The 19,069-nt window shown below is 40.9% G+C and carries 21 protein-coding genes; 15 read left to right on the top strand and 6 right to left on the bottom strand.

Translation table 11 applies throughout. From position 1 onward, the window contains the following. Positions 1-2: 2 nt before the first annotated feature. The 7 genes from PHU20_RS14325 (at position 3) to PHU20_RS14295 (ending at position 6,937) form a co-directional block, all read left to right on the top strand. Positions 3-263: a YkoF family thiamine-binding protein gene (locus PHU20_RS14325; RefSeq protein WP_274826075.1), complete on the top strand. Its 261-nt coding sequence runs from the start codon at positions 3-5 to the stop codon at positions 261-263. Continuing rightward, positions 247-885, top strand: coding sequence for a nicotinamide riboside transporter PnuC (gene pnuC / locus PHU20_RS14320; RefSeq protein WP_274826074.1), 639 nt, complete (start codon positions 247-249; stop codon positions 883-885). The genes PHU20_RS14325 and pnuC overlap by 17 nt, the downstream gene beginning before the upstream one ends. Further along, positions 840-1,403: an ATP-binding protein gene (locus tag PHU20_RS14315; protein WP_274826073.1), complete on the top strand. Its 564-nt coding sequence runs from the start codon at positions 840-842 to the stop codon at positions 1,401-1,403. Before pnuC ends, PHU20_RS14315 begins: the two co-directional genes overlap by 46 nt. Next, positions 1,400-2,941, top strand: coding sequence for a DUF4301 family protein (locus PHU20_RS14310; protein WP_274826072.1), 1,542 nt, complete (start codon positions 1,400-1,402; stop codon positions 2,939-2,941). Before PHU20_RS14315 ends, PHU20_RS14310 begins: the two co-directional genes overlap by 4 nt. 528 nt (positions 2,942-3,469) lie before the next feature. Then, positions 3,470-5,599, top strand: a complete 2,130-nt coding sequence (locus tag PHU20_RS14305) for a TonB-dependent receptor (RefSeq protein ID WP_274826344.1) — start codon at positions 3,470-3,472, stop codon at positions 5,597-5,599. 103 nt (positions 5,600-5,702) lie between these two features. Beyond that, positions 5,703-5,900, top strand: coding sequence for a PLDc N-terminal domain-containing protein (locus PHU20_RS14300; RefSeq protein WP_274826071.1), 198 nt, complete (start codon positions 5,703-5,705; stop codon positions 5,898-5,900). Positions 5,901-5,956: 56 nt separating this feature from the next. Then, complete coding sequence (locus PHU20_RS14295) at positions 5,957-6,937, top strand: Gfo/Idh/MocA family protein (RefSeq protein WP_274826070.1); 981 nt, start codon at positions 5,957-5,959, stop codon at positions 6,935-6,937. Between the two features lie 182 nt (positions 6,938-7,119). Here the strand turns inward: PHU20_RS14295 and PHU20_RS14290 are convergent, their stop codons facing one another. After that, positions 7,120-7,557: a hypothetical protein gene (locus tag PHU20_RS14290; protein ID WP_274826069.1), complete on the bottom strand. Its 438-nt coding sequence runs from the start codon at positions 7,555-7,557 to the stop codon at positions 7,120-7,122. Positions 7,558-7,787: 230 nt separating this feature from the next. Here PHU20_RS14290 and greA point away from each other — a divergent pair, with 230 nt between their 5' ends. Continuing rightward, the gene (greA, locus tag PHU20_RS14285; protein ID WP_274826068.1) at positions 7,788-8,264 is read left to right on the top strand and encodes a transcription elongation factor GreA; all 477 of its coding nucleotides are present in this window, start codon (positions 7,788-7,790) and stop codon (positions 8,262-8,264) included. 73 nt (positions 8,265-8,337) lie between these two features. Further along, the gene (locus PHU20_RS14280; RefSeq protein WP_274826067.1) at positions 8,338-8,730 is read left to right on the top strand and encodes an HIT family protein; all 393 of its coding nucleotides are present in this window, start codon (positions 8,338-8,340) and stop codon (positions 8,728-8,730) included. Here the strand turns inward: PHU20_RS14280 and PHU20_RS14275 are convergent. Both PHU20_RS14275 and PHU20_RS14270 read right to left on the bottom strand, forming a co-directional pair. Continuing rightward, positions 8,717-9,073 (bottom strand): hypothetical protein, encoded by a 357-nt coding sequence (locus PHU20_RS14275; RefSeq protein WP_274826066.1) that lies wholly within the window; start codon positions 9,071-9,073, stop codon positions 8,717-8,719. The genes PHU20_RS14280 and PHU20_RS14275 overlap by 14 nt on opposite strands. A 3-nt stretch (positions 9,074-9,076) precedes the next feature. Further along, a complete protein-coding gene (locus PHU20_RS14270) occupies positions 9,077-10,225 on the bottom strand; it encodes a sensor histidine kinase (protein WP_274826065.1) in 1,149 nt (382 codons plus the stop codon). A 108-nt stretch (positions 10,226-10,333) separates the two neighbouring features. Between PHU20_RS14270 and PHU20_RS14265 the strand changes: the two genes are divergently transcribed. From PHU20_RS14265 to aat, 3 genes are all read left to right on the top strand, one after another. Next, entirely contained in the window at positions 10,334-11,221 is an 888-nt protein-coding gene (locus PHU20_RS14265) for a flavin reductase family protein (protein ID WP_274826064.1), read from the top strand. A 208-nt stretch (positions 11,222-11,429) separates the two neighbouring features. Beyond that, the gene (locus PHU20_RS14260) at positions 11,430-11,807 is read left to right on the top strand and encodes a DUF3127 domain-containing protein (protein ID WP_274826063.1); all 378 of its coding nucleotides are present in this window, start codon (positions 11,430-11,432) and stop codon (positions 11,805-11,807) included. 122 nt (positions 11,808-11,929) lie between these two features. Then, the gene (gene aat, locus PHU20_RS14255) at positions 11,930-12,595 is read left to right on the top strand and encodes a leucyl/phenylalanyl-tRNA--protein transferase (protein WP_274826062.1); all 666 of its coding nucleotides are present in this window, start codon (positions 11,930-11,932) and stop codon (positions 12,593-12,595) included. 613 nt (positions 12,596-13,208) lie between these two features. Here the strand turns inward: aat and PHU20_RS14250 are convergent. The 3 genes from PHU20_RS14250 to PHU20_RS14240 form a co-directional block, all read right to left on the bottom strand. Beyond that, a complete protein-coding gene (locus PHU20_RS14250) occupies positions 13,209-13,880 on the bottom strand; it encodes a DNA alkylation repair protein (RefSeq protein ID WP_274826061.1) in 672 nt (223 codons plus the stop codon). 17 nt (positions 13,881-13,897) lie between these two features. Next, on the bottom strand, positions 13,898-14,494 hold the full coding sequence (locus PHU20_RS14245; RefSeq protein ID WP_274826060.1) for a hypothetical protein: 597 nt from the start codon (positions 14,492-14,494) through the stop codon (positions 13,898-13,900). Between the two features lie 63 nt (positions 14,495-14,557). After that, on the bottom strand, positions 14,558-15,121 hold the full coding sequence (locus PHU20_RS14240; RefSeq protein WP_274826059.1) for a DNA-3-methyladenine glycosylase I: 564 nt from the start codon (positions 15,119-15,121) through the stop codon (positions 14,558-14,560). Between the two features lie 239 nt (positions 15,122-15,360). Here PHU20_RS14240 and PHU20_RS14235 point away from each other — a divergent pair, with 239 nt between their 5' ends. From PHU20_RS14235 to PHU20_RS14225, 3 genes are read left to right on the top strand one after another with little or no spacing between them, the layout of a single operon-like run. Continuing rightward, positions 15,361-16,035: a TetR/AcrR family transcriptional regulator gene (locus PHU20_RS14235; RefSeq protein WP_274826058.1), complete on the top strand. Its 675-nt coding sequence runs from the start codon at positions 15,361-15,363 to the stop codon at positions 16,033-16,035. Between the two features lie 5 nt (positions 16,036-16,040). After that, on the top strand, positions 16,041-17,714 hold the full coding sequence (locus tag PHU20_RS14230; RefSeq protein WP_274826057.1) for a peptidase domain-containing ABC transporter: 1,674 nt from the start codon (positions 16,041-16,043) through the stop codon (positions 17,712-17,714). Between the two features lies 1 nt (position 17,715). Then, the gene (locus PHU20_RS14225) at positions 17,716-19,068 is read left to right on the top strand and encodes an HlyD family secretion protein (protein WP_274826056.1); all 1,353 of its coding nucleotides are present in this window, start codon (positions 17,716-17,718) and stop codon (positions 19,066-19,068) included. Position 19,069 lies beyond the last annotated feature (1 nt).

Below are 19,069 nucleotides of genomic sequence, written 5' to 3'. Positions count from 1 at the left end.
CTATGGAAATATCAGTTGAACTTACGTTTTCGCCCCTACAGGACGATTTTGAACAACATATCATCAACTTTATTAAAAAACTGCGGGCATCGGGGCTTACCGTTTTGGAAAACCCGTTGAGTACCCAGGTATTTGGCCCTTATGATGAGGTGATGACGGTCTTGAACACCGAAATCAAGACGGCCTTTGCATTGATGGATAAAGGCCTACTCTATATGAAGTTGGTTAAATCTGACCGAAGCGCATATGAACCCCATTTTTGAGTTTTTTTTCGGTCAGTATGCAGACTATGAGACCAAATATATTGTTTTAGAGGTCGTTGCGGTAATCTTTGGTCTTTTATCGGTATGGTTCTCGAAACAGAATAATATACTGGTCTATCCAACAGGGCTGATCAGTACTTCCATATATGTATATCTTCTTTTAAAATGGGGTTTGATCGGGGATATGATGATCAATGGGTACTATTTTATAATGAGCCTTTATGGTTGGTACGTGTGGACACGAAAGGTAGATGATTCCCATTTTACCCCCATTACACGAACAACGGCCAAAGAACATAAAATTTCGATTCTGATTTTTTTGGCCACTATGGTCTTTGTGTTCATTGTTTACCGAATGTTCGATAAATGGACTAGTTGGACGGCCTATGTGGATACCCTGACAACTGCGGTGTTTTTTGTGGGGATGTGGCTTATGGCAAAGCGGAAAATCGAAAATTGGTTATATTGGATCATCGGGGATATCATTTCGGTCCCCCTATATTTTTATAAAGGTTTTACCTTTACCAGTTTTCAGTACCTTATATTTACCGTTATAGCCATATTCGGATATCTCGCATGGAAGAAAAATTTAAACAGCAACCTACTGACGTTGTCAAAATAGTATTGTTCGGTCCCGAGTCTACGGGCAAAACCACGCTGTCGGAACAATTGGCCCGTCATTACAACACCGTTTGGGTACCCGAATATGCCAGGGAGTATCTACAGGATAAATGGAACAATGAACGGAAAACCTGTGAGCCCGATGACTTATTGCCTATTGCCGAAGGGCAAATGCGTTTAGAGAACGATTTGGCCAAAAAAGCGACGAATGTCCTTATTTGTGATACCGATTTACTCGAGACAAAAGTGTATTCCGAAGCCTATTATCTGGGCTATTGTGACCCCATTCTAGAAAAGTACGCTTTGGAGAACCAATATGACCTCTACCTCCTGACCTATATCGATATACCTTGGGAAAAAGACGACCTAAGGGACAAACCCAATGAACGTGAACGAATGTTTAGGTATTTCAAGGAAACTCTTGAGAAATATAATAGGAAATTTGTTACTTTAAAGGGGAATAAAAAAACACGTTTAAAAACCGCGGTAGAACACATAGATAATATATTGGATAAATGACACAACTAACCGAGAAAGATTTAAATCAAATTGCCACCAAAGGGATAACGAAAGAAAAAGTCAAAGAACAAATTGGAATTTTTAAAGAAGGCATCCCTTTTGTAAACTTAGTTAATGCAGCCGTTGTTGGCGATGGCATCAGCAAATTCACAGAAGAAGAACAGCTGGCACTAGGCAAGAAATTCGATAAGGCAAAGTCAGGTTTGTCATTGTTGAAATTCGTTCCTGCCTCTGGGGCGGCATCAAGGATGTTCAAGGCCTTGTTCAATTTTTTGGAGGCGTACGATCCCAAGAAAGAATCATTAAGTGCATATTTTGAACGTACCGATGATACGGCCTTACAGCGGTTCAGTGAAGGATTGAAGGATTTCCCGTTTTACGAAACGGTACAGAAAAGAATTAAAGGGAAAGCGGCAAATAGCGATGAGGAATTGTATCTTTTCGTAAAGGAAATGATGTCCGAGGATGCACTGAATTATGGCTTCTATCCTAAAGGGCTTTTGCCATTCCATGATTATGGGGACCATTCGGCAACCCCTTTTGAAAAACATCTGGAGGAAGCCGTTAACTATGCCAAGGTTGGGGGTGAAGCCAATTTACATTTTACCATATCGGAACAACATATTGAAATGTTCACCAAGGAGTATGAAAGGATCAATGAAAGACTCTCCAAAACGACCGATACGGTTTTCAATGTAACGTACTCATACCAAAAGGGTTCTACGGATACCATTGCCGTTGACATGGAAAATAATCCTTTTCGTAATTCCGATGGTTCCCTTCTTTTTAGGCCTGGGGGCCATGGGGCATTGATCGAGAATCTGAACGAAGAGGAAGCCGATATTATTTTTATAAAGAACATCGATAATGTTGTCGTTCCCAAAGTACAGGAAGAACTTACCAATAGTAAAAAAATGTTGGCAGGATTGCTTTTGGAAGTCCAGGGAAAAGCCTTCGCCTATGCAAAAAGAATCGAGGACAATAATCTTACGGCGGATATGATGCTAGAGATCAAGGAGTTTCTCGAAAAAGAACTCAATGTTCGTTTTGTGGATAAGTACCCCAGTTTTAGCCTAGGGGAACAGATCAATATCCTAAAGGATAAGATCAATAGGCCTATCCGTATTTGCGGTATGGTCAAGAATGAAGGGGAACCCGGAGGTGGGCCATTTTGGATCAAGAATGCCCATGGCCATGTCTCGTTGCAGATCATCGAATCTGCCCAAATAGATATGTCCAATCCAAAACAGGTGGACATACTTAAAAACGCCACCCATTTTAATCCTGTTGACTTGGTTTGTGGGGTAAAGAACCACAAAGGGGAAAAGTACAACCTGTTGGACTATGTAGATCACAAGCAGGGTTTTATCACGGAAAAAACGAAAGAAGGAAAGGCTTTGAAAGCATTGGAACTTCCCGGTCTTTGGAACGGTGCCATGGCGTATTGGAATACTATTTTCGTAGAGGTGCCTTTAGCCACCTTTAATCCGGTAAAAACGGTGAATGACCTGTTGAAACCTACGCATCAGGTTTCCTGATATTCTCATCGGCAATTCAATAAAAAAAGTGTATAAGTGTTTATACACTTTTTTTATGGCTTTATCCTTCGGGGAATCCACGTACAAAGTTCATTATGGCAGTTATGGGGTTTTTGGGATAATACGTTGTGTGATAAATAAATTTATTTTTTCCATAAAATATTAAAATTGCTGTATTACATTTGCAACATCTCAAAGGGGTGCTTAACCCCCGTACTTTGTATAGGACTTTTCTAAAAAAAGAGCGGGATAAGCTGAGATTATACCCAACGAACCTGGGCAGGTAATGCTGCCAAGGGAGGCAAAGGTTGCCATTTGGATTATCATAACGTTTCCTCTGGAAACAAAAATCAATTTTAACCAAGAATAATGCCCCTTTTATTCGTAATAAACCTATTACGAATGAAAAAGCTCTATTTCTTTTCAAACAGTTCAACTGCGATTCCGCGGTGCATTTCAAAGCGACAGGACAGGACTCTAAAAAGCCATCGCATCAAATTTTTATCCGTTACATTAGGCCTTATTTCCATGGGACTTACGGCTCAAGAGGTCGAAACGGATTCATTGGAAAACAAAAAAATAGCCCTGGATGAGGTGTTTGTTTCCGCTGTACGGGCAACAATTGAATCGCCCGTTACCTTTACGAATCTTACCAAAGAAGATTTAAAGCCGAGGAACCTTGGGCAGGATATCCCTATCCTATTGAATTTCATGCCTGCCGTGGTCACGACCTCCGATGCGGGTGCAGGAGTGGGTTATACCAGTATTCGGGTGCGGGGCAGCGATGCCACTAGGGTGAATGTAACCATAAACGGCATTCCTTATAACGATTCTGAATCGCATGGTTCGTTTTGGGTGAACATGCCCGATTTTGCTTCTTCCACAGAAAGTTTACAATTACAAAGGGGAGTAGGTACATCTACCAATGGCGCCGGAGCTTTCGGTGCAAGCCTTAACATAGCGACCGATGGTATTTCGGAAGATGCCTATGGCCTCATCTCATCATCGGTGGGGAGTTACAATACCTTAAAGAATACCCTAAAATTCAGTACCGGACTTTTGAATGATCAATTTGAAATTTCGGGACGATTGTCCAGGATCACTTCTGATGGTTATATCGATAGGGCTTCCTCGGAACTTGATTCTTACTTTTTACAAGGGGCATTTAAAGATGGGAACACTATTTTAAAAGCTGTTCTTTTTGGAGGTCACGAAGTTACCTACCAAGCCTGGTACGGTATTGACGCCGAGACCCTGGAAACCGATAGGACCTTCAACCCATCCGGTATCTATACCGATGATGATGGAAATACACAGTTTTACGACAATGAGGTCGACGATTATAAACAGAACCACGCCCAATTCCTTTGGAACCAGAAACTGGGTGATCATTGGAATACGAACCTAGCTTTGCACTATACCCGTGGTAGGGGGTTTTTTGAGCAATTCAAGGAAGATGATGATTTCGATACCTATGGCTTTGAAACCTTGGAGGTCAATGGTGAAGAGGTGAATACCACAGACCTTGTTCGTAGAAGGTGGCTGGACAATGATTTCTACGGAACCGTTTTTTCGGCCAATTATCATACCAAGAGCCTCAATCTTTTTTTAGGGGGAGGTTGGAATGCCTATGATGGTAAGCATTATGGTGAGGTAATTTGGGCAGAGTATGCCCCGAACAGTTATATTGGTGATAGGTATTATGACGATTCCTCAAGAAAAACCGATTTTAATGTCTTTACCAAAGCCAATTACCATTTAGACGACCATTGGAGCCTCTTTGGTGATTTACAATATAGGACCGTAAGTTACTTGGCCGATGGTGAGGATACGGGATTGGTAGCTGATACCTTCAATTTCTTCAATCCGAAATTCGGGGCCTCTTACGATTTGGATCAAAACAACAATTTTTACCTATCGTTCGCCGTGGCCAATAGGGAGCCGAATAGAAATGATTATGAGAATGGAAATCCGAAACCCGAAAAACTGAATGATCTTGAATTGGGTTGGCGTTATGTTTCGCCCAATGTACAGCTTAGTACCAATGTGTATTACATGAAATACAAAGACCAGTTGGTGCTTACCGGTGAGTTGAATGATGTGGGTGCACCATTACGGGCCAATGTTGGGGACAGTTACCGAATTGGTCTGGAAATCGATGCGTATTTGGCCTTGGGGGATAAATTCAGTTTAAGTCCGAACGTCGCATTAAGCTCCAATAAGAATAAGGATTTCGTTTTTCAACGCGATGGGGTGCTGCAGGATCTGGGTGATACCGATATTGCTTATTCGCCAGAAGTCATTGTGGGCAATGCGTTGTCATATATGCCCAATGACGATATTCGGCTTTCATTGCTCAGTAAATATGTGGGCAAACAATATATGGGGAATATCGATTCCGAAGGCTCCGTTTTGGAGGCCTATTCACAAACCGATTTCAATGCCCAATATATTATCGAAACCAATACGTTTTTTAAGCGTTTGACGCTATCGTTATTGGTGAACAATATCTTTGATGCCAAATTTGTGTCGAACGGTTATTTCTACACCTATGACGATACTTGGTCAGACCCTGGGCAGACGACTACCATAGAGGGTGCAGGATATTACCCTCAGGCAGGAACCAACTTTTTATTGGGGGCTACCTTCGATTTTTAAACCCCAGAAGATTTCATGTTGATAATCAAAAGTAACATGGCACTTAACCTCGGTTTTGTGCCATGTTCGTTTATTTGTAGTTTTATGATAAAATCAAGAAGACATGGAAGTAAGTTTTGGTATTTGGCAAATACTGATTTTGATCATCATTGCGGTTTTGGCCATAGCACCGGTAGTTGCCATAATAGATATTACCAAAGGCCGGTTTAAAGGGGCCAATGACAGATTGATATGGATATTGGTCGTGTTGTTTTTGAACCCTTTGGGCACCTTGCTTTATTTTTTGATGGGAAAAGATTAAAAAATCAGTGAGAATAATTGATTTTTTCATAACGATACAATAAAAACCAGGAATTGATGAAAAAGGATAAAAAGATAAGATGGGGAATAATTGGCTGTGGATCTGTAACAGAGGTGAAAAGTGGTCCTGCTTATCAAAATACGGAAGGGTTCGAAGTGCTGGCCGTTATGCGCCGAAACAAGGAAAAAGCCGCGGATTATGCAAAACGGCACGGTATACCCAAATATTATACGAATGCCGATGAATTGATAAATGATCCGGACATTGATGCCGTTTATATCGCCACTCCACCGGATTCCCATAAAGAATACGCCCTTAAAGTCGCAGCGGTTGGAAAACCCTGTTGTATCGAAAAACCAATGACCCCCAATTATCCTGATAGTCTCGAAATCCATAAGGCTTTCAATGCTAAAGACCTGCCCTTGTTCATCGCTTATTATAGGCGTTCATTGCCCCGATTTAACAAAGTAAAGGAATGGCTAAACAAAGGGGAAATCGGGAAGGTTAGGCAGATTCGTTGGCAACTGTCAACACCCCCCAGTGCTTTGGATTTAAATGGGGAATACAATTGGAGAACCGATGCCAGTATTGCCCCGGGCGGATATTTTGACGATTTGGCCAGTCATGGTTTCGATCTATTTGCATATTTTCTGGGCGATATTACGGAGGCAAGTGGTATTGCAGAGAATCAAATGGGATTGTATACGGCCAAAGATGCCATAATGGGGCTGTGGAAACACGAAAATGGGGTCTTGGGTTCGGCTAGTTGGAATTTCGGGTGTTTTCAACGGGAAGATATCGTTGAAATTTATGGGAGCGAAGGTAAGATCATATTTTCAGTCTTCGAGGAAGCACCTATTGTCTTGATGAATTCACGTGGAGAGGAGAAACTTGAAATTGGGAACCCGAAACATATCCAACAGTATCACGTGGAAAATATCAAAGATCATTTATTGGGAATCAAGGAACATCCCTCCTTGGGAAAATCGGGAATGCAGGCTAATTGGGTCTTGGATAAGGTTCTAGGACGTATTTGAATCGGATTGGAGGAAACTATGTTCCCTTAACGCCAGGCTTTATAGTCGGGAAAAGCAAAAAGCATAACCCTTGGAATATGATCCCAATGCGCAAGGATCATACCGACGCGCATTGATTTCATTCCACCATTTTTATTCCCTGGATCCCACCGGTGTATTCCGAACATGGGAATGGAAAATAGTTAGTTGTAGACGGTCACGACATTACCGCTATAGGTATTGTTGTATATGAGCATGTCGTAATAGCGATTGCCATCATCGGGCTTATTGAGCATTTGGCCCGTAAATAAACTGTATTCGTAATCATCGCAAGGACAAATTGCCGTTTGTCCGTCGAGTGTCATGGTCGAGCAATCATTGGTTGAATGGTTGGGGCAACTCGCTTCTGAAGCTACGAATATGTTGAATCCTGAGTTAATGACAAAAATACCCGCTATGCCCACACCATCATAACCTACGTATATCGCCGATCCCGTGTTGGTCAATGGACTGTACAGGGGAAGATTCAAATTCATGCTGTAGTTAAAGGAAACTTCGTTTAAATAGGGGTTCCGTTCTCCACTGTCACCACTACATCCTAAGACCAATACCACAAAAAATAGGAGATAAATACGCTTCATATTGCAATTTCTATTATATAAGGACAACTGCAAAATTGGACAAAAATTATGTATATTTGCGTTAAATCCTCTTGAAAAAGGGGATTTTCTTATTAATGAAACCCCTTAAAAGGAATAAGTCCGGTCCTGTAGTATTTGCCTTACTTGGGCTGATCGTTCCTTTATAATGGTTTAATATTTTCAGGGGACTTAGGTGAATTCTTAAAGTATTACTTTAAAACGGATTAATTATGAGTAAAATATCATACTATACTGCGGAAGGGTTAAAAAAATTAAGGAACGAATTGAACCATCTTAAAGATGTGGAGCGTCCAAAGGCTTCGCAGGCTATTGCGGAAGCAAGGGATAAAGGGGATCTTTCCGAAAATGCCGAATATGATGCGGCCAAAGAGGCGCAGGGACTTTTGGAGATGAAGATTTCCAAAATGGAAGCTACCCTAGCCAATGCACGCTTAATTGATGAATCCCAATTGGATACTTCAAAGGTTTTGGTCCTGTCCACGGTAAAGTTAAAGAACCAGACCAATGGCATGGAAATGAAATACACCTTGGTGGCCGAGAGCGAAGCGGATTTAAAGTCGGGCAAAATCTCGGTAAGTTCCCCTATCGGCAAGGGCCTTTTGGGAAAAAAAGTGGGTGAAACCGCGGAAATCGCCGTGCCCAATGGAAAAATCACCTTCGAGATTTTGGAGATTACCAGGGAATAGGATAGTATAATTCTTTATATTTAAACCTATCAAACTTGATAGGTTTTTTGTTTCTAATTTAAACATGAATACCATGGCGAGCATCTTTACCAAAATCATTAATGGTGAAATCCCAAGCTATAAAATAGCGGAAGACGAAAATTTCTTTGCTTTTTTGGATATTAATCCCAATGCCAAGGGACATACTTTATGTGTTCCCAAAAAGGAAGTGGATAAGATTATGGATTTGGATGAGGAAACCTACATGGGGTTGATGGCTTTTGCAAGAAAGGTGGGTAAGGCCATTGAATCCGCTATGGACTGCAAACGGGTCGGGATTACCGTAATCGGACTCGAAGTGCCCCATGTACATGTGCATTTGATTCCTTTGAATGAAATGAAAGAAGCTACTTTTCAACACAAAGTTTCACTTACACAGGATGAGTTTATTGAGATCGCAGCGCGAATTTCGGCTAAAATCGAATAATTCCTGATTGCCATAGGTAGATGGCTGTGCCCATAAGTACCAAAATCGATATTACGATAATGTAAAACAAAGATGTAAATCGGATGGCAGGTTTTTCCGGGGTTACCATTTTTTGATAATAATTGAACGTCCGTTCTATATCTTCGGTCCAGTTAACCGGGTAGATTATAGAGTTGCATTTTTTGCACAGTATGGTGTAGGTCACCTCCTTAGTGACGCGATCGAACAATCTTCCGGTCAGGTGTTTTTGCTTAAAAGTGATTTTCATGTCCTGATTGAAACATTCCGGACAGTTATTGGTGATTTCAGCTTCTTTGACAACGACTAATTTTTCCTTCGACATAGCTTATGGGTTTACTTTTAGGGAAATTTGCATGATCGTACCTTCTTTACCCGAAGAAAGTACCTTTATCTTACCTTGATGGTATTCTTCCACGATACGTTTGACAAGGGATAGTCCTAGGCCCCAGCCTCTTTTTTTGGAGGTTACCCCAGGGTTGAAAATGGTATGGTAATCACTTTTTGGGATACCCCCACCCGTATCGGCCACCAGGATATTCACATATTTTCCGGCAGGAACAATATCAATTGCGATACTTCCTTTGCCCTTCATGGCATCGATGCCATTTTTGACCAAGTTTTCAATGGTCCAATTGTATAGGGAACTATTTAAAAGTACCGGGAGTTTTTCCACTTTTGAATTGAAAGAGAAATGGATCAATTTGGAACTGCGGAGTTTTAAATATTCATAGGCTTCCTTTGTTTCTTGAACGATATCCACTTCCCTAAGTTCGGGTAAGGATCCTATTTTAGAGAAACGTTCGGTAATGGTTTCCAATCTGGAGATGTCCTTATCGATTTCCTTGGTGATTTCCGGATTTATCTCTTCGGATTTCAAAAGCTCGTTCCAACCTAAAAGTGAGGATAAAGGGGTGCCGATCTGGTGGGCGGTCTCCTTGGCCATACCGGCCCATAATTTATTTTGTTCCGAGGCCTTATTGGTTTTAAAGAAAAAGAAAATTACGGCCCCGAAGAGCAAGATGATCAATAAAAGTGCAATGGGATAATACTTTAATTTGTTCAACACTTCTGAATTGCCATAATATAAAGTGGCAAGGTGCTCCCCTCCCTGATCTATGGAAATCGGGGTGTTCTCACTTTGGAATATCTGTATGTTGCGATGCAGGTATACCGAATCCTTGACCTTGTCTGTCGGCATGTTGTTCGTTTTGATCGAACCGTCTTTGTTTACCAAGATCATTGGGGTAGAGGTGTTGTTCTGTAACACTTTTATGGTGAGGTTACCCATATCCATATCCTCGGAATATTGTAGTAACTCGGATTGGGCGGTAGCCCAGATTTCCATTTTCAAACGCTCTTCCTCTTTGAACTTTTTAAAGAAACTATTCGTGTTCCACAAGATCAAACTGACAATGGCAAAAGCGATTGCCAATAGAATAAAGTTCGAGGTCTTCTTTTTAGGATTAAATTCCATCCAACCGTTTTGTTGTATTAAAGATAACGTAAAATGCGCATAAATGGTGTTTAGGGTAAACGCCCTTCGCTTTTAAATCGTATTCAAATTGACTATTTTTGTTATACTATGGCCGATACAATATCGATAAATCCTGCGGATATCCCGATTCCGGAATTACATGGCTATCTCTTGGGAGCAGTTGGTCCACGGCCTATTGCCCTTGTCAGTACCATGGATGAAAAAGGTAGGCCCAACCTATCGCCCTTCAGTTTTTTCAATGTGTTCAGTGCCAATCCTCCAATCTTGATCTTTTCCCCTGCACGCCGGGTACGTGATAATACTACGAAACACTCCTTGCAAAATGCGGATAAAGTAAGGGAGGTGGTCATTAATGTCGTGAATTATGATATGGTCCATCAAATGTCGCTTTCGAGCACGGAATACCCTGAAGGGGAGAACGAATTTTTAAAGGCAGGTCTCACGATGTTGGCGTCAGATTTGGTTAAACCTTTTAGGGTGGCCGAATCCCCGGTGCAATTCGAATGTAGGGTAAGCAAGGTAGAACCCTTGGGAAATAAAGGCGGTGCGGGTAACCTGATTTTTTCCGAGGTGGTCAAAATACATATCAATAAGCGCATCTTGGATGGCAAGGGAACCATTGATCAGTATAAGATCGATCAGGTCGCCCGTATGGGGGGCAATTGGTATTCAAGGGCGAATAGGGGCATGTTCGAAGTGCCCAAACCTTTATCCACTTTAGGGATCGGTGTAGATGCCATTCCGGCACAAATCAGGAACAGTACCGTTTTGACAGGGAATGATTTGGGAAAACTCGGAAATGTGGAAACACTGCCGAGCAAGGTCGAAATCGAGGAATTCATCGGTTCAGAAGATACGCTATCTTCCCTGGTAAAACTCGGTGACTTGGCTTCTTTACATCAAAAAGCACAGGAATACCTAGACCGGAATGAGGTTCATTCCGCATGGAAACTGCTCTTGGCAATCGAATTGTAAATAACTATTTGGCCACTTTTTATGAAGCCAATTGTAAAACCCTTAACTTGCCCGAAAATTGCTTTTGCGCCTTGTTTTTGCTTTTCGAATTGAATTGCTTGATCAGTGGTAACGCCATAACTGGGTTAGGTCGATCATGCAAAGTTGACCGAAACGGGCCGAAGGTTTACATAAATTTCATTGAATAAGATCAGATAATCATCATAACATGGAAATACAAGGAAAAATTAAAAAGATAGAAGAAACCAAAACGTTTGGCAGTAATGGTTTTAGAAAAAGGGAAGTGGTCGTAACCACCGAAGAACAGTATCCACAGCATATATTGGTAGAGTTTGTCCAGGACAAATGTGATTTGTTGAACAGTTACCAAGTGGGGCAAGATGTAAAGATCAGTATTAATATCCGGGGCCGTGAATGGACAAATCCACAGGGTGAGGTAAAATACTTCAATTCGATCCAAGGATGGCGTATCGAAAACCTTCAGCCTGCCCAAGGGAATTCCGATATTCCTCCTGTGCCCCCGATGGATGCTTTCGAACCAGCCGATAATATCAATGATGAAGATCATGATGATCTTCCATTTTAACCCAACCATTTGAATTGTCGACTTTTTGACGCATTCAAAAAAACCGTAAAACGAACCCCACTGCATAGTGGGGTTTTTTGTTCCATTTTTATTTATTGATACCTTTGGGTTAACCATGCACAATGAAAAAAGATAGTTCAAATAAACCTCTGGCTTTTATCGGCGAGGCTTTGCGTTTTCCGCCTGTTGAAGAAGCGAATTCAGAGGGATTATTGGCCTTTGGCGGGGACCTTTCCGTAGAACGTTTGGTACTTGCCTATCAACAGGGTATTTTTCCGTGGTTTAATGAAGGATCCATGATTTTGTGGTGGAGTCCCGATCCTAGAATGGTCTTGCATCCTGCCGAAGTCAAGATTTCCAAAAGTATGGCCAAGGTTATAAAGAGCAATCAATTTACACTGACTAAAGATAAGTGCTTTGATGAGGTCATTGACCGATGTTCCAAAATTGCCCGGAAGGGGCAAGACGGCACTTGGATTACCCAAGACATGAAAAAAGCCTACCTCAAATTACATGAACTGGGATATGCCCATTCCTATGAAGTATGGGAGAATGGTATTTTGGTAGGTGGGTTGTACGGAATAGATCTGGGTCATGTTTTTTGTGGGGAAAGTATGTTCAGTGCAGTAAGTAATGCTTCAAAATTTGCATTTATCAAATTGGCTAAGGAGTTGGAGAAAAAAAAGTATAAGTTGATCGATTGTCAAGTATATACCGAACATTTGGCCAGTTTGGGGGCAAAAGAAATGCCAAGGAAGGAATTTATTGGGATATTGAAAGACAAATGATCCCTTATTCTGATTACGAAGAACCGGTAAGGTTTTTCCAGGAGTTCTGTTATGGCATACTTTTTATCTGAAAATCCTCAATACAGGAACATACATTGTTTTTTTTTGAGATCCTTATCGAATTTATAAGGATAATTAGGAAATTGTAGGCATACAATAGGATAACGGGAACATTCCTTATTAAAATACTGACCGGGGTAATGTAATTCATTAGGGGACCCATCAATCCTGAAATCTATAGAATGATTTACGGGAATAAAAGGATTGACCAGGTTATTTCAAAATTTAAAATTGACTTGCCCAATTCATTAGCATCTTTCAATTTATCGACACTATCCCGCAAACTGTGTAAGTTAAAAATAACAGGGGTTTGTCTTTAAAATAGACATCTACCCGTGAATCGTTTTCATTTTTGCATACCATGTTGGGGTCATCAAATGTAGTTATCATATCTAATTGTGGGCAACAATTGTATATAGTTGCTATATAAATCAAACTTAAGGAATATGGCAATTGGTCATACTATTCCTTTTTTACACACCTGTTATTTAGTAAATTTTCCATTTAGTATTTGAACTTTTTAGTGACCTTGGTATACCGTAAGGTTATCATATCAGCAATCCATAAGACGCAATGCTTCACGTTCACTTAATTTGGCCAAGTCATTCTTCGCAACGAAATCCTTGACCCACTTCGGATTGGTTTTACTGTATTCCCGCAAAACCCACCCAATGGCTTTATTGATAAAGAACTCCTTGGATCCCAAGAGTCTTTGGATAATCATACTAAGCCTGGTAGTGTCGATTTTGTCCTTTCTTTTGAGTTGATAGAGTAAACAGCAGCGTTGCAGCCATATATTGTCCGAGGCCAACCATTTTTCAAGGTAGGTGTCCAATTGTTCGGGATAACGCTCAAAGTAGGGTCCGATCAATTTAACCGCAATATAATCCACAGTGTCCCACCACGACTTGTGGGTCACCATGTATTCCAAGGTTGAAATATCGTTTATGCTGAATTGTTTGGTGTATTTAAAAACCAATTCTTGGGCAAACAACTGATATTCCCGTTGTGGTTTTTGCCATAGCGTTTTTACAAGTTGATGCAATTCCGCTAAAGCGGGTAAATCGGATTTTACCAAAAAGGGTTTTTGTAATTCCCTCCGTTTTGTCGCTTTTATGCCATAGAAATCGAACTGATGGCGCATATAGGCTTTTTGGCCTTCCGCGATTTTATGATCGGCGTTGGACTCGAACTCCTGTTCCAAGGTCTTTAGGAAATCGTTCATTTTCGGTATTGAAACAATTAATATAAAATACGGTCGTGGTTCATGGGCAAGGCAGCCCGTTTCTTGACCAAATTGCCTTCCGCATTGAACCAAAAATCATATTCGGCCATTTTTTGATCCCTTTTTCCAGTGACGATCAGTTTATAAACATTGCTGGGGAGCAATAGGTTTTGAAAGGTATTCTTTAATAGGGATTTTCCACTTTCGCCCTGTTGGAAACCGTATTGTTGATACATTCGTTTTATGCTGTATTTCTTGAAAGTAGCGGAAAGATATCTTTTTATTTCTTGAAGGGTTTCTTCGGGTAGATCGATTTCATATACACGGAATCCGGAATTCTTTAAATTTCCCGAATCATCAAAGGATAAATGATAATGCAATCGACCCTTTTTGAATTTTAGGATATAGGTGGGGCCGAGGCTGTCTACCTCTTTGTAGTAGCGTTTTTTATTGATTTTGTGACCAATCAACATATAATCCACTGCCAAGGTCGGAAATTGGGATTTCCTTATCCGATATTCACGTTCATAGCCAACTTGACTTTGGCATAGCTGTGTTCCTAAAAACAATAAGAGCATAACCTTCAATAAGGATCGGGGTATTGGTTTATACATCACGTACTTGGTGTTAAGTAAGGAATATGGAAACTAATCCTATCCTTGGTTAACGGACATTCATTAAACCTTATTATATCTAAAACATCCTATTTCATGATCATTGACCATGCCGGTTGCCTGCATATGGGCATAAACCACCGTGCTACCGACAAACTTAAACCCCCTTTGCTTCAGGTCTTTACTGATGGTGTCCGAGAGTGTTGTCGTAGCCGGGGCCTCCTTATAATTTTCAATGCGGTTAATGATCGGTTGGTCATTGACAAAGCCCCAGAAATAGTTGCTGAAACTTCCAAATTCTTTCTGGACCTTTATAAAAGCCTGCGCATTGGTAATGGCGGCCCTGATCTTTAATTTATTTCGAATGATACCCGGATCTTGTAGGAGGGTTTGGATTTTTGCTTCATCGTATCTCGCAATTTTAGTATGATCGAAGTTGTCGAACGCTGCCCTGAAATTTTCACGTTTTTTTAAAATGGTAATCCAACTGAGTCCGGCCTGGAAAGTCTCCAAGATCAAAAATTCAAATAGGGTAGCATCATCGCGAACGGGCACGCCCCATTCCTCATCGTGGTACCTTTCGTAAAGTTCGTCTCCCACGCACCATCCACATTTATGTATTTCCATTTTTTGATATCTTATCCTTAAAGATATGGAATAATTTAAATCATGCCCGTCAATCCTGGCCATTTTGGGATTTCGGATATTCGTACTTTAAGTGGCCTTTTTTTTCGATACACATAGGATTCGTCCTTTTAAATTGCCAACCTGAAAAAAGAGGGTTTTACACGCGTTAAAAAATAGTTAAACAACCACAATGTGATAGTAATACTATTATATTTGATCTTCATTTAAAAAGGGGAGGTATGGATCGATTATTACCATCGATAAAGATCATCATCAACGAAAAAATCTATGTTAAGGACCCAGACTCTTCAGATTTGGGAAAGCGGATTGTAGGGGAAAGTATCCTGATGATCCATGAGATGGGTTTTGAGAGTTTTACATTTAAAAAACTGGGGAGTAGGATTTCTTCCAACGAGAGTTCCATATATCGCTATTTCGAAAATAAACATAAATTATTGCTCTACCTGACCTCTTGGTATTGGGGATGGCTGGAGTATCAATTGGTTTTTGCCACCAATAGTATTGAAAATCCCAATGAGAAATTGAAAAAAGCGATTGAAATCGTTACCAAAGGTACAGAGGAAGATTCGGCATTTTCACATATAAACGAGGTGTTATTGAACAAAATCGTGATTAACGAGAATTCCAAATCGTATTTGACCCAAAAGGTCGATGTGGAGAATAAAGACGGTTATTTTTCGATTTACAAAAGATTGGTCAATCGCATAAGCGATATGATCAAAGCGATTAATCCTGATTATTCCTATGCAGCCAGTCTAGGCAGTACCATTTTGGAAGGGTCTTTACACCAGTATTTCCTTAAGGATCATTTTCCTTCATTGACCGACTGTCATGGCACCAATGACACCACGGCTTATTTTCAACATCTTGTTTTCAGTATACTTAAATCATAAATAGTATGGCCAAAACCATAATGACCTCTTGGCAACGATTAATAGGGTTGCTGCGATTGGATAAAAGGGACATCTTTCAAATTTTCTATTATGCGATTTTTGCCGGAGTGGTTAATCTTTCCTTGCCTTTAGGGATACAAGCGATCATTAATTTGATCCAAGGAGCCCAAATATGTACCTCATGGGTAGTCCTTGTCGTTTTGGTAACGATAGGAGTCGCTTTTGGGGGCATATTGCAATTGATGCAGATCCGTATTATTGAAAACGTACAGCAGAAGATATTCACACGTTCATCATTTGAGTTTGCCTATAGGTTTCCCAAAATAAAGATGAGTGAACTGAACAATTACTATCCGCCTGAATTGGCCAACCGTTTTTTTGACACCCTTACGGTACAAAAAGGGTTGTCTAAAATCCTAATTGATTTTCCTGCGGCCTTGTTGCAGATCATCTTGGGATTGCTATTGCTTTCCTTTTATCATCCCTTTTTTATTGTTTACGGCATTCTGTTGATAGGATTGATCTATGTGGTGTTCAAGTTTACGGCTCAAAAGGGTCTGGATACAAGCTTAAACGAATCTAAAAACAAATACAAGGTGGCCCATTGGTTACAGGAGGTTGCGCGGTCTATGGTAAGTTTTAAACTTTCAGGGAAAACATCCCACGCCTTGGATAAGAACGATGAATTGGTCACCGAATACCTAAAAGCAAGGGAAAGCCATTTCAATATTCTCGTATTGCAATTTATCCAGATGATCGGGTTCAAAGTATTGGTAACGGCTGGTCTGCTCTTGATCGGAGGCTTATTGGTCTTAAACCAGGAAATGAACATTGGGCAGTTTGTTGCCGCGGAAATCATTATTCTTTTGGTCATTAGTTCGGTAGAAAAACTGATCTTGGGATTGGAGACTTTTTATGACCTTTTAACATCATTGGAGAAATTGGGCCAAGTAGTGGATAAGGAACTCGAATCCCAAGAGGGTCAAATTTCCTTTGGGGAAAACGAACCCCTTTCCGTGGAGTTGGAGAAGGTCTCCTACAAAGTTCCCGGAAGTCAAAAGACGGTCATCGATAATATAAGTTTAAAGATACCCCCTAACTCCAGGATGCTCATCAATGGTAAAAGTGGTTCTTTAAAAACCACCTTGCTCCGGATCATATCGGGTATTTTGGAACCCGATTCGGGCGGGGTATATGTAAATGGAAATTCGTTGAAGGCTTTGAACCTCAACCTTTATCGGTCACAAATAGGACATACCTTGCCCGGGGAATTGCCTTTCGAGGGTTCTATCCTTAACAATATTACATTTGGGGACACTTCCATTGCCCAAGAGCGGATAAATTGGGTCATTAATAAGATGGGGCTTAGCGAATTCGTAAAGGAACAACCACAAGGATTGCAAACGATCCTTTATCCGGAAGGGCAACAAATACCGTTTACGGTGGCCAAAAAAATAGTTTTGGCCCGGAGTATCGTAAGAAATCCGAAATTACTCCTTTTAAAAGATCCCTTGGATCAATTCGATGAGGAAGAGGTCACTGAAATCATCGACTTTTTAAGTGACCCCGAAAACGGTTGGTCTTTAATCGTGGTAAGTGAAAATAAGCTTTGGGCCGAACGTTGTAACCATGTCGTTACTATGGAGAAAGGGAGCATAATCAATGAAAAAGTAATCTGATATGTTGAATATTTCACATAATAAATTGAATCAAAAGGTTTCTTTGGAACGGTTTTCTTCGGCTAAAAAGGTTTTCCATCAAAGACATTATAAGCATTTTAACCGGTTTTTAATGGCGTTTGCGATAGCCGGACTTATCATCCTTTTTTTACCATGGACACAGAGTATCAACAGCGCGGGGTACGTAACGACCTTAAGGCCCGATCAACGCCCTCAGACCATACAATCGCCCATTCCTGGAAGAATCGAGAAATGGTATGTACAGGAAGGTGATTATGTTAAGAAAGGCGACACCATTCTTTTTATCTCGGAAATTAAGAATGAATATTTCGACCCGAGATTGGTAGAACGCACCGGGCTTCAAATTAAAGCCAAGGAAGGTTCGGTCGCTTCTTATGAGGGCAAGGTAAAGTCCTTGGACAATCAAATCGCTGCCCTTGTCAACGAACGGGGCTTAAAACTCGAACAGTCAAGGAACAAATTGCTACAGGCAAAACTCAAGGTAAAAAGCGACAGTATCGATCTTGAGGCGGCTCGGACGAATATCGAAATTGCACAGCGACAATACGATCGTATCGTGCAATTGCATTCCGAGGGTCTTAAAGCCCTATCCGATGTGGAGGAAAAACGGTTGAAACTTCAAGAAACCCAAGCGAAATTGATCTCCCAAGAAAATAAGTTGTTGGCTTCAAAAAATGAAATCATAAATGCCCAAGTGGAAATAAGTAGGGTCTCGGCATCGTATACCGATAAAATATCCAAGGCAGAGAGCGATAGGTTCACGGCACGGTCAAATCAATTCGATTCTGAAGCACAAGTGACCAAATTAGAGAACCAATTCACCAATTATCGGATGCGGAACGATCTTTATTATATCCGCGCACCCCAAAATGGGTATATCAATAAGGCCCTTCAAGGGGGTATTGGGGAAACTTTTAAGGAAGGTGATCGGTTGGTGGGCATTATGCCTTCCGATATAGACAAGGCAGTGGAAACCTATGTCACCCCTTTGGATTTACCCTTGTTGCACCAAGGGGAAAAGGTTCGTATCCTATTCGACGGTTGGCCTTCCATCGTTTTCAGCGGATGGCCGAATCTATCTTATGGTACCTATGGGGGTAAAGTAGTGGCTATAGAAACCTATATTAGCGATAACGGTATGTATAGGGTTTTGCTGGCCCCGGATCCGGAGGACCAACCATGGCCCGAAGCGATCCGAGTCGGTTCTGGTGCCCGTACCCTTGCCCTTTTGGAAGATGTGCCGATTTTCTATGAGTTATGGCGGAAATTGAACGGTTTCCCTCCTAATTATTACCAACCCAAAAATGTCCAATCGGATTCTAAAAAGAAATAGT

The sequence above is a fragment of the Maribacter polysaccharolyticus genome (genome assembly GCF_028882255.1).
GTDB lineage: Bacteria > Bacteroidota > Bacteroidia > Flavobacteriales > Flavobacteriaceae > Maribacter_A > Maribacter_A polysaccharolyticus.
The sequence above is the reverse complement of the archived record's forward strand: the minus strand, read 5'-3'. Positions and strand labels throughout refer to the sequence as shown.

Bases quoted from the DNA above. Each gene is read 5' to 3' on its own strand.
- PHU20_RS14325 (WP_274826075.1), top strand. From the start codon at position 3: ATGGAAATATCAGTTGAACTTACGTTTTCGCCCCTACAGGACGATTTT.
- pnuC (WP_274826074.1), top strand. From the start codon at position 247: ATGAACCCCATTTTTGAGTTTTTTTTCGGTCAGTATGCAGACTATGAG.
- PHU20_RS14315 (WP_274826073.1), top strand. From the start codon at position 840: ATGGAAGAAAAATTTAAACAGCAACCTACTGACGTTGTCAAAATAGTA.
- PHU20_RS14310 (WP_274826072.1), top strand. From the start codon at position 1,400: ATGACACAACTAACCGAGAAAGATTTAAATCAAATTGCCACCAAAGGG.
- PHU20_RS14305 (WP_274826344.1), top strand. From the start codon at position 3,470: ATGGGACTTACGGCTCAAGAGGTCGAAACGGATTCATTGGAAAACAAA.
- PHU20_RS14300 (WP_274826071.1), top strand. From the start codon at position 5,703: ATGGAAGTAAGTTTTGGTATTTGGCAAATACTGATTTTGATCATCATT.
- PHU20_RS14295 (WP_274826070.1), top strand. From the start codon at position 5,957: ATGAAAAAGGATAAAAAGATAAGATGGGGAATAATTGGCTGTGGATCT.
- PHU20_RS14290 (WP_274826069.1), bottom strand. From the start codon at position 7,557: ATGAAGCGTATTTATCTCCTATTTTTTGTGGTATTGGTCTTAGGATGT.
- greA (WP_274826068.1), top strand. From the start codon at position 7,788: ATGAGTAAAATATCATACTATACTGCGGAAGGGTTAAAAAAATTAAGG.
- PHU20_RS14280 (WP_274826067.1), top strand. From the start codon at position 8,338: ATGGCGAGCATCTTTACCAAAATCATTAATGGTGAAATCCCAAGCTAT.
- PHU20_RS14275 (WP_274826066.1), bottom strand. From the start codon at position 9,073: ATGTCGAAGGAAAAATTAGTCGTTGTCAAAGAAGCTGAAATCACCAAT.
- PHU20_RS14270 (WP_274826065.1), bottom strand. From the start codon at position 10,225: ATGGAATTTAATCCTAAAAAGAAGACCTCGAACTTTATTCTATTGGCA.
- PHU20_RS14265 (WP_274826064.1), top strand. From the start codon at position 10,334: ATGGCCGATACAATATCGATAAATCCTGCGGATATCCCGATTCCGGAA.
- PHU20_RS14260 (WP_274826063.1), top strand. From the start codon at position 11,430: ATGGAAATACAAGGAAAAATTAAAAAGATAGAAGAAACCAAAACGTTT.
- aat (WP_274826062.1), top strand. From the start codon at position 11,930: ATGAAAAAAGATAGTTCAAATAAACCTCTGGCTTTTATCGGCGAGGCT.
- PHU20_RS14250 (WP_274826061.1), bottom strand. From the start codon at position 13,880: ATGAACGATTTCCTAAAGACCTTGGAACAGGAGTTCGAGTCCAACGCC.
- PHU20_RS14245 (WP_274826060.1), bottom strand. From the start codon at position 14,494: ATGTATAAACCAATACCCCGATCCTTATTGAAGGTTATGCTCTTATTG.
- PHU20_RS14240 (WP_274826059.1), bottom strand. From the start codon at position 15,121: ATGGAAATACATAAATGTGGATGGTGCGTGGGAGACGAACTTTACGAA.
- PHU20_RS14235 (WP_274826058.1), top strand. From the start codon at position 15,361: ATGGATCGATTATTACCATCGATAAAGATCATCATCAACGAAAAAATC.
- PHU20_RS14230 (WP_274826057.1), top strand. From the start codon at position 16,041: ATGGCCAAAACCATAATGACCTCTTGGCAACGATTAATAGGGTTGCTG.
- PHU20_RS14225 (WP_274826056.1), top strand. From the start codon at position 17,716: ATGTTGAATATTTCACATAATAAATTGAATCAAAAGGTTTCTTTGGAA.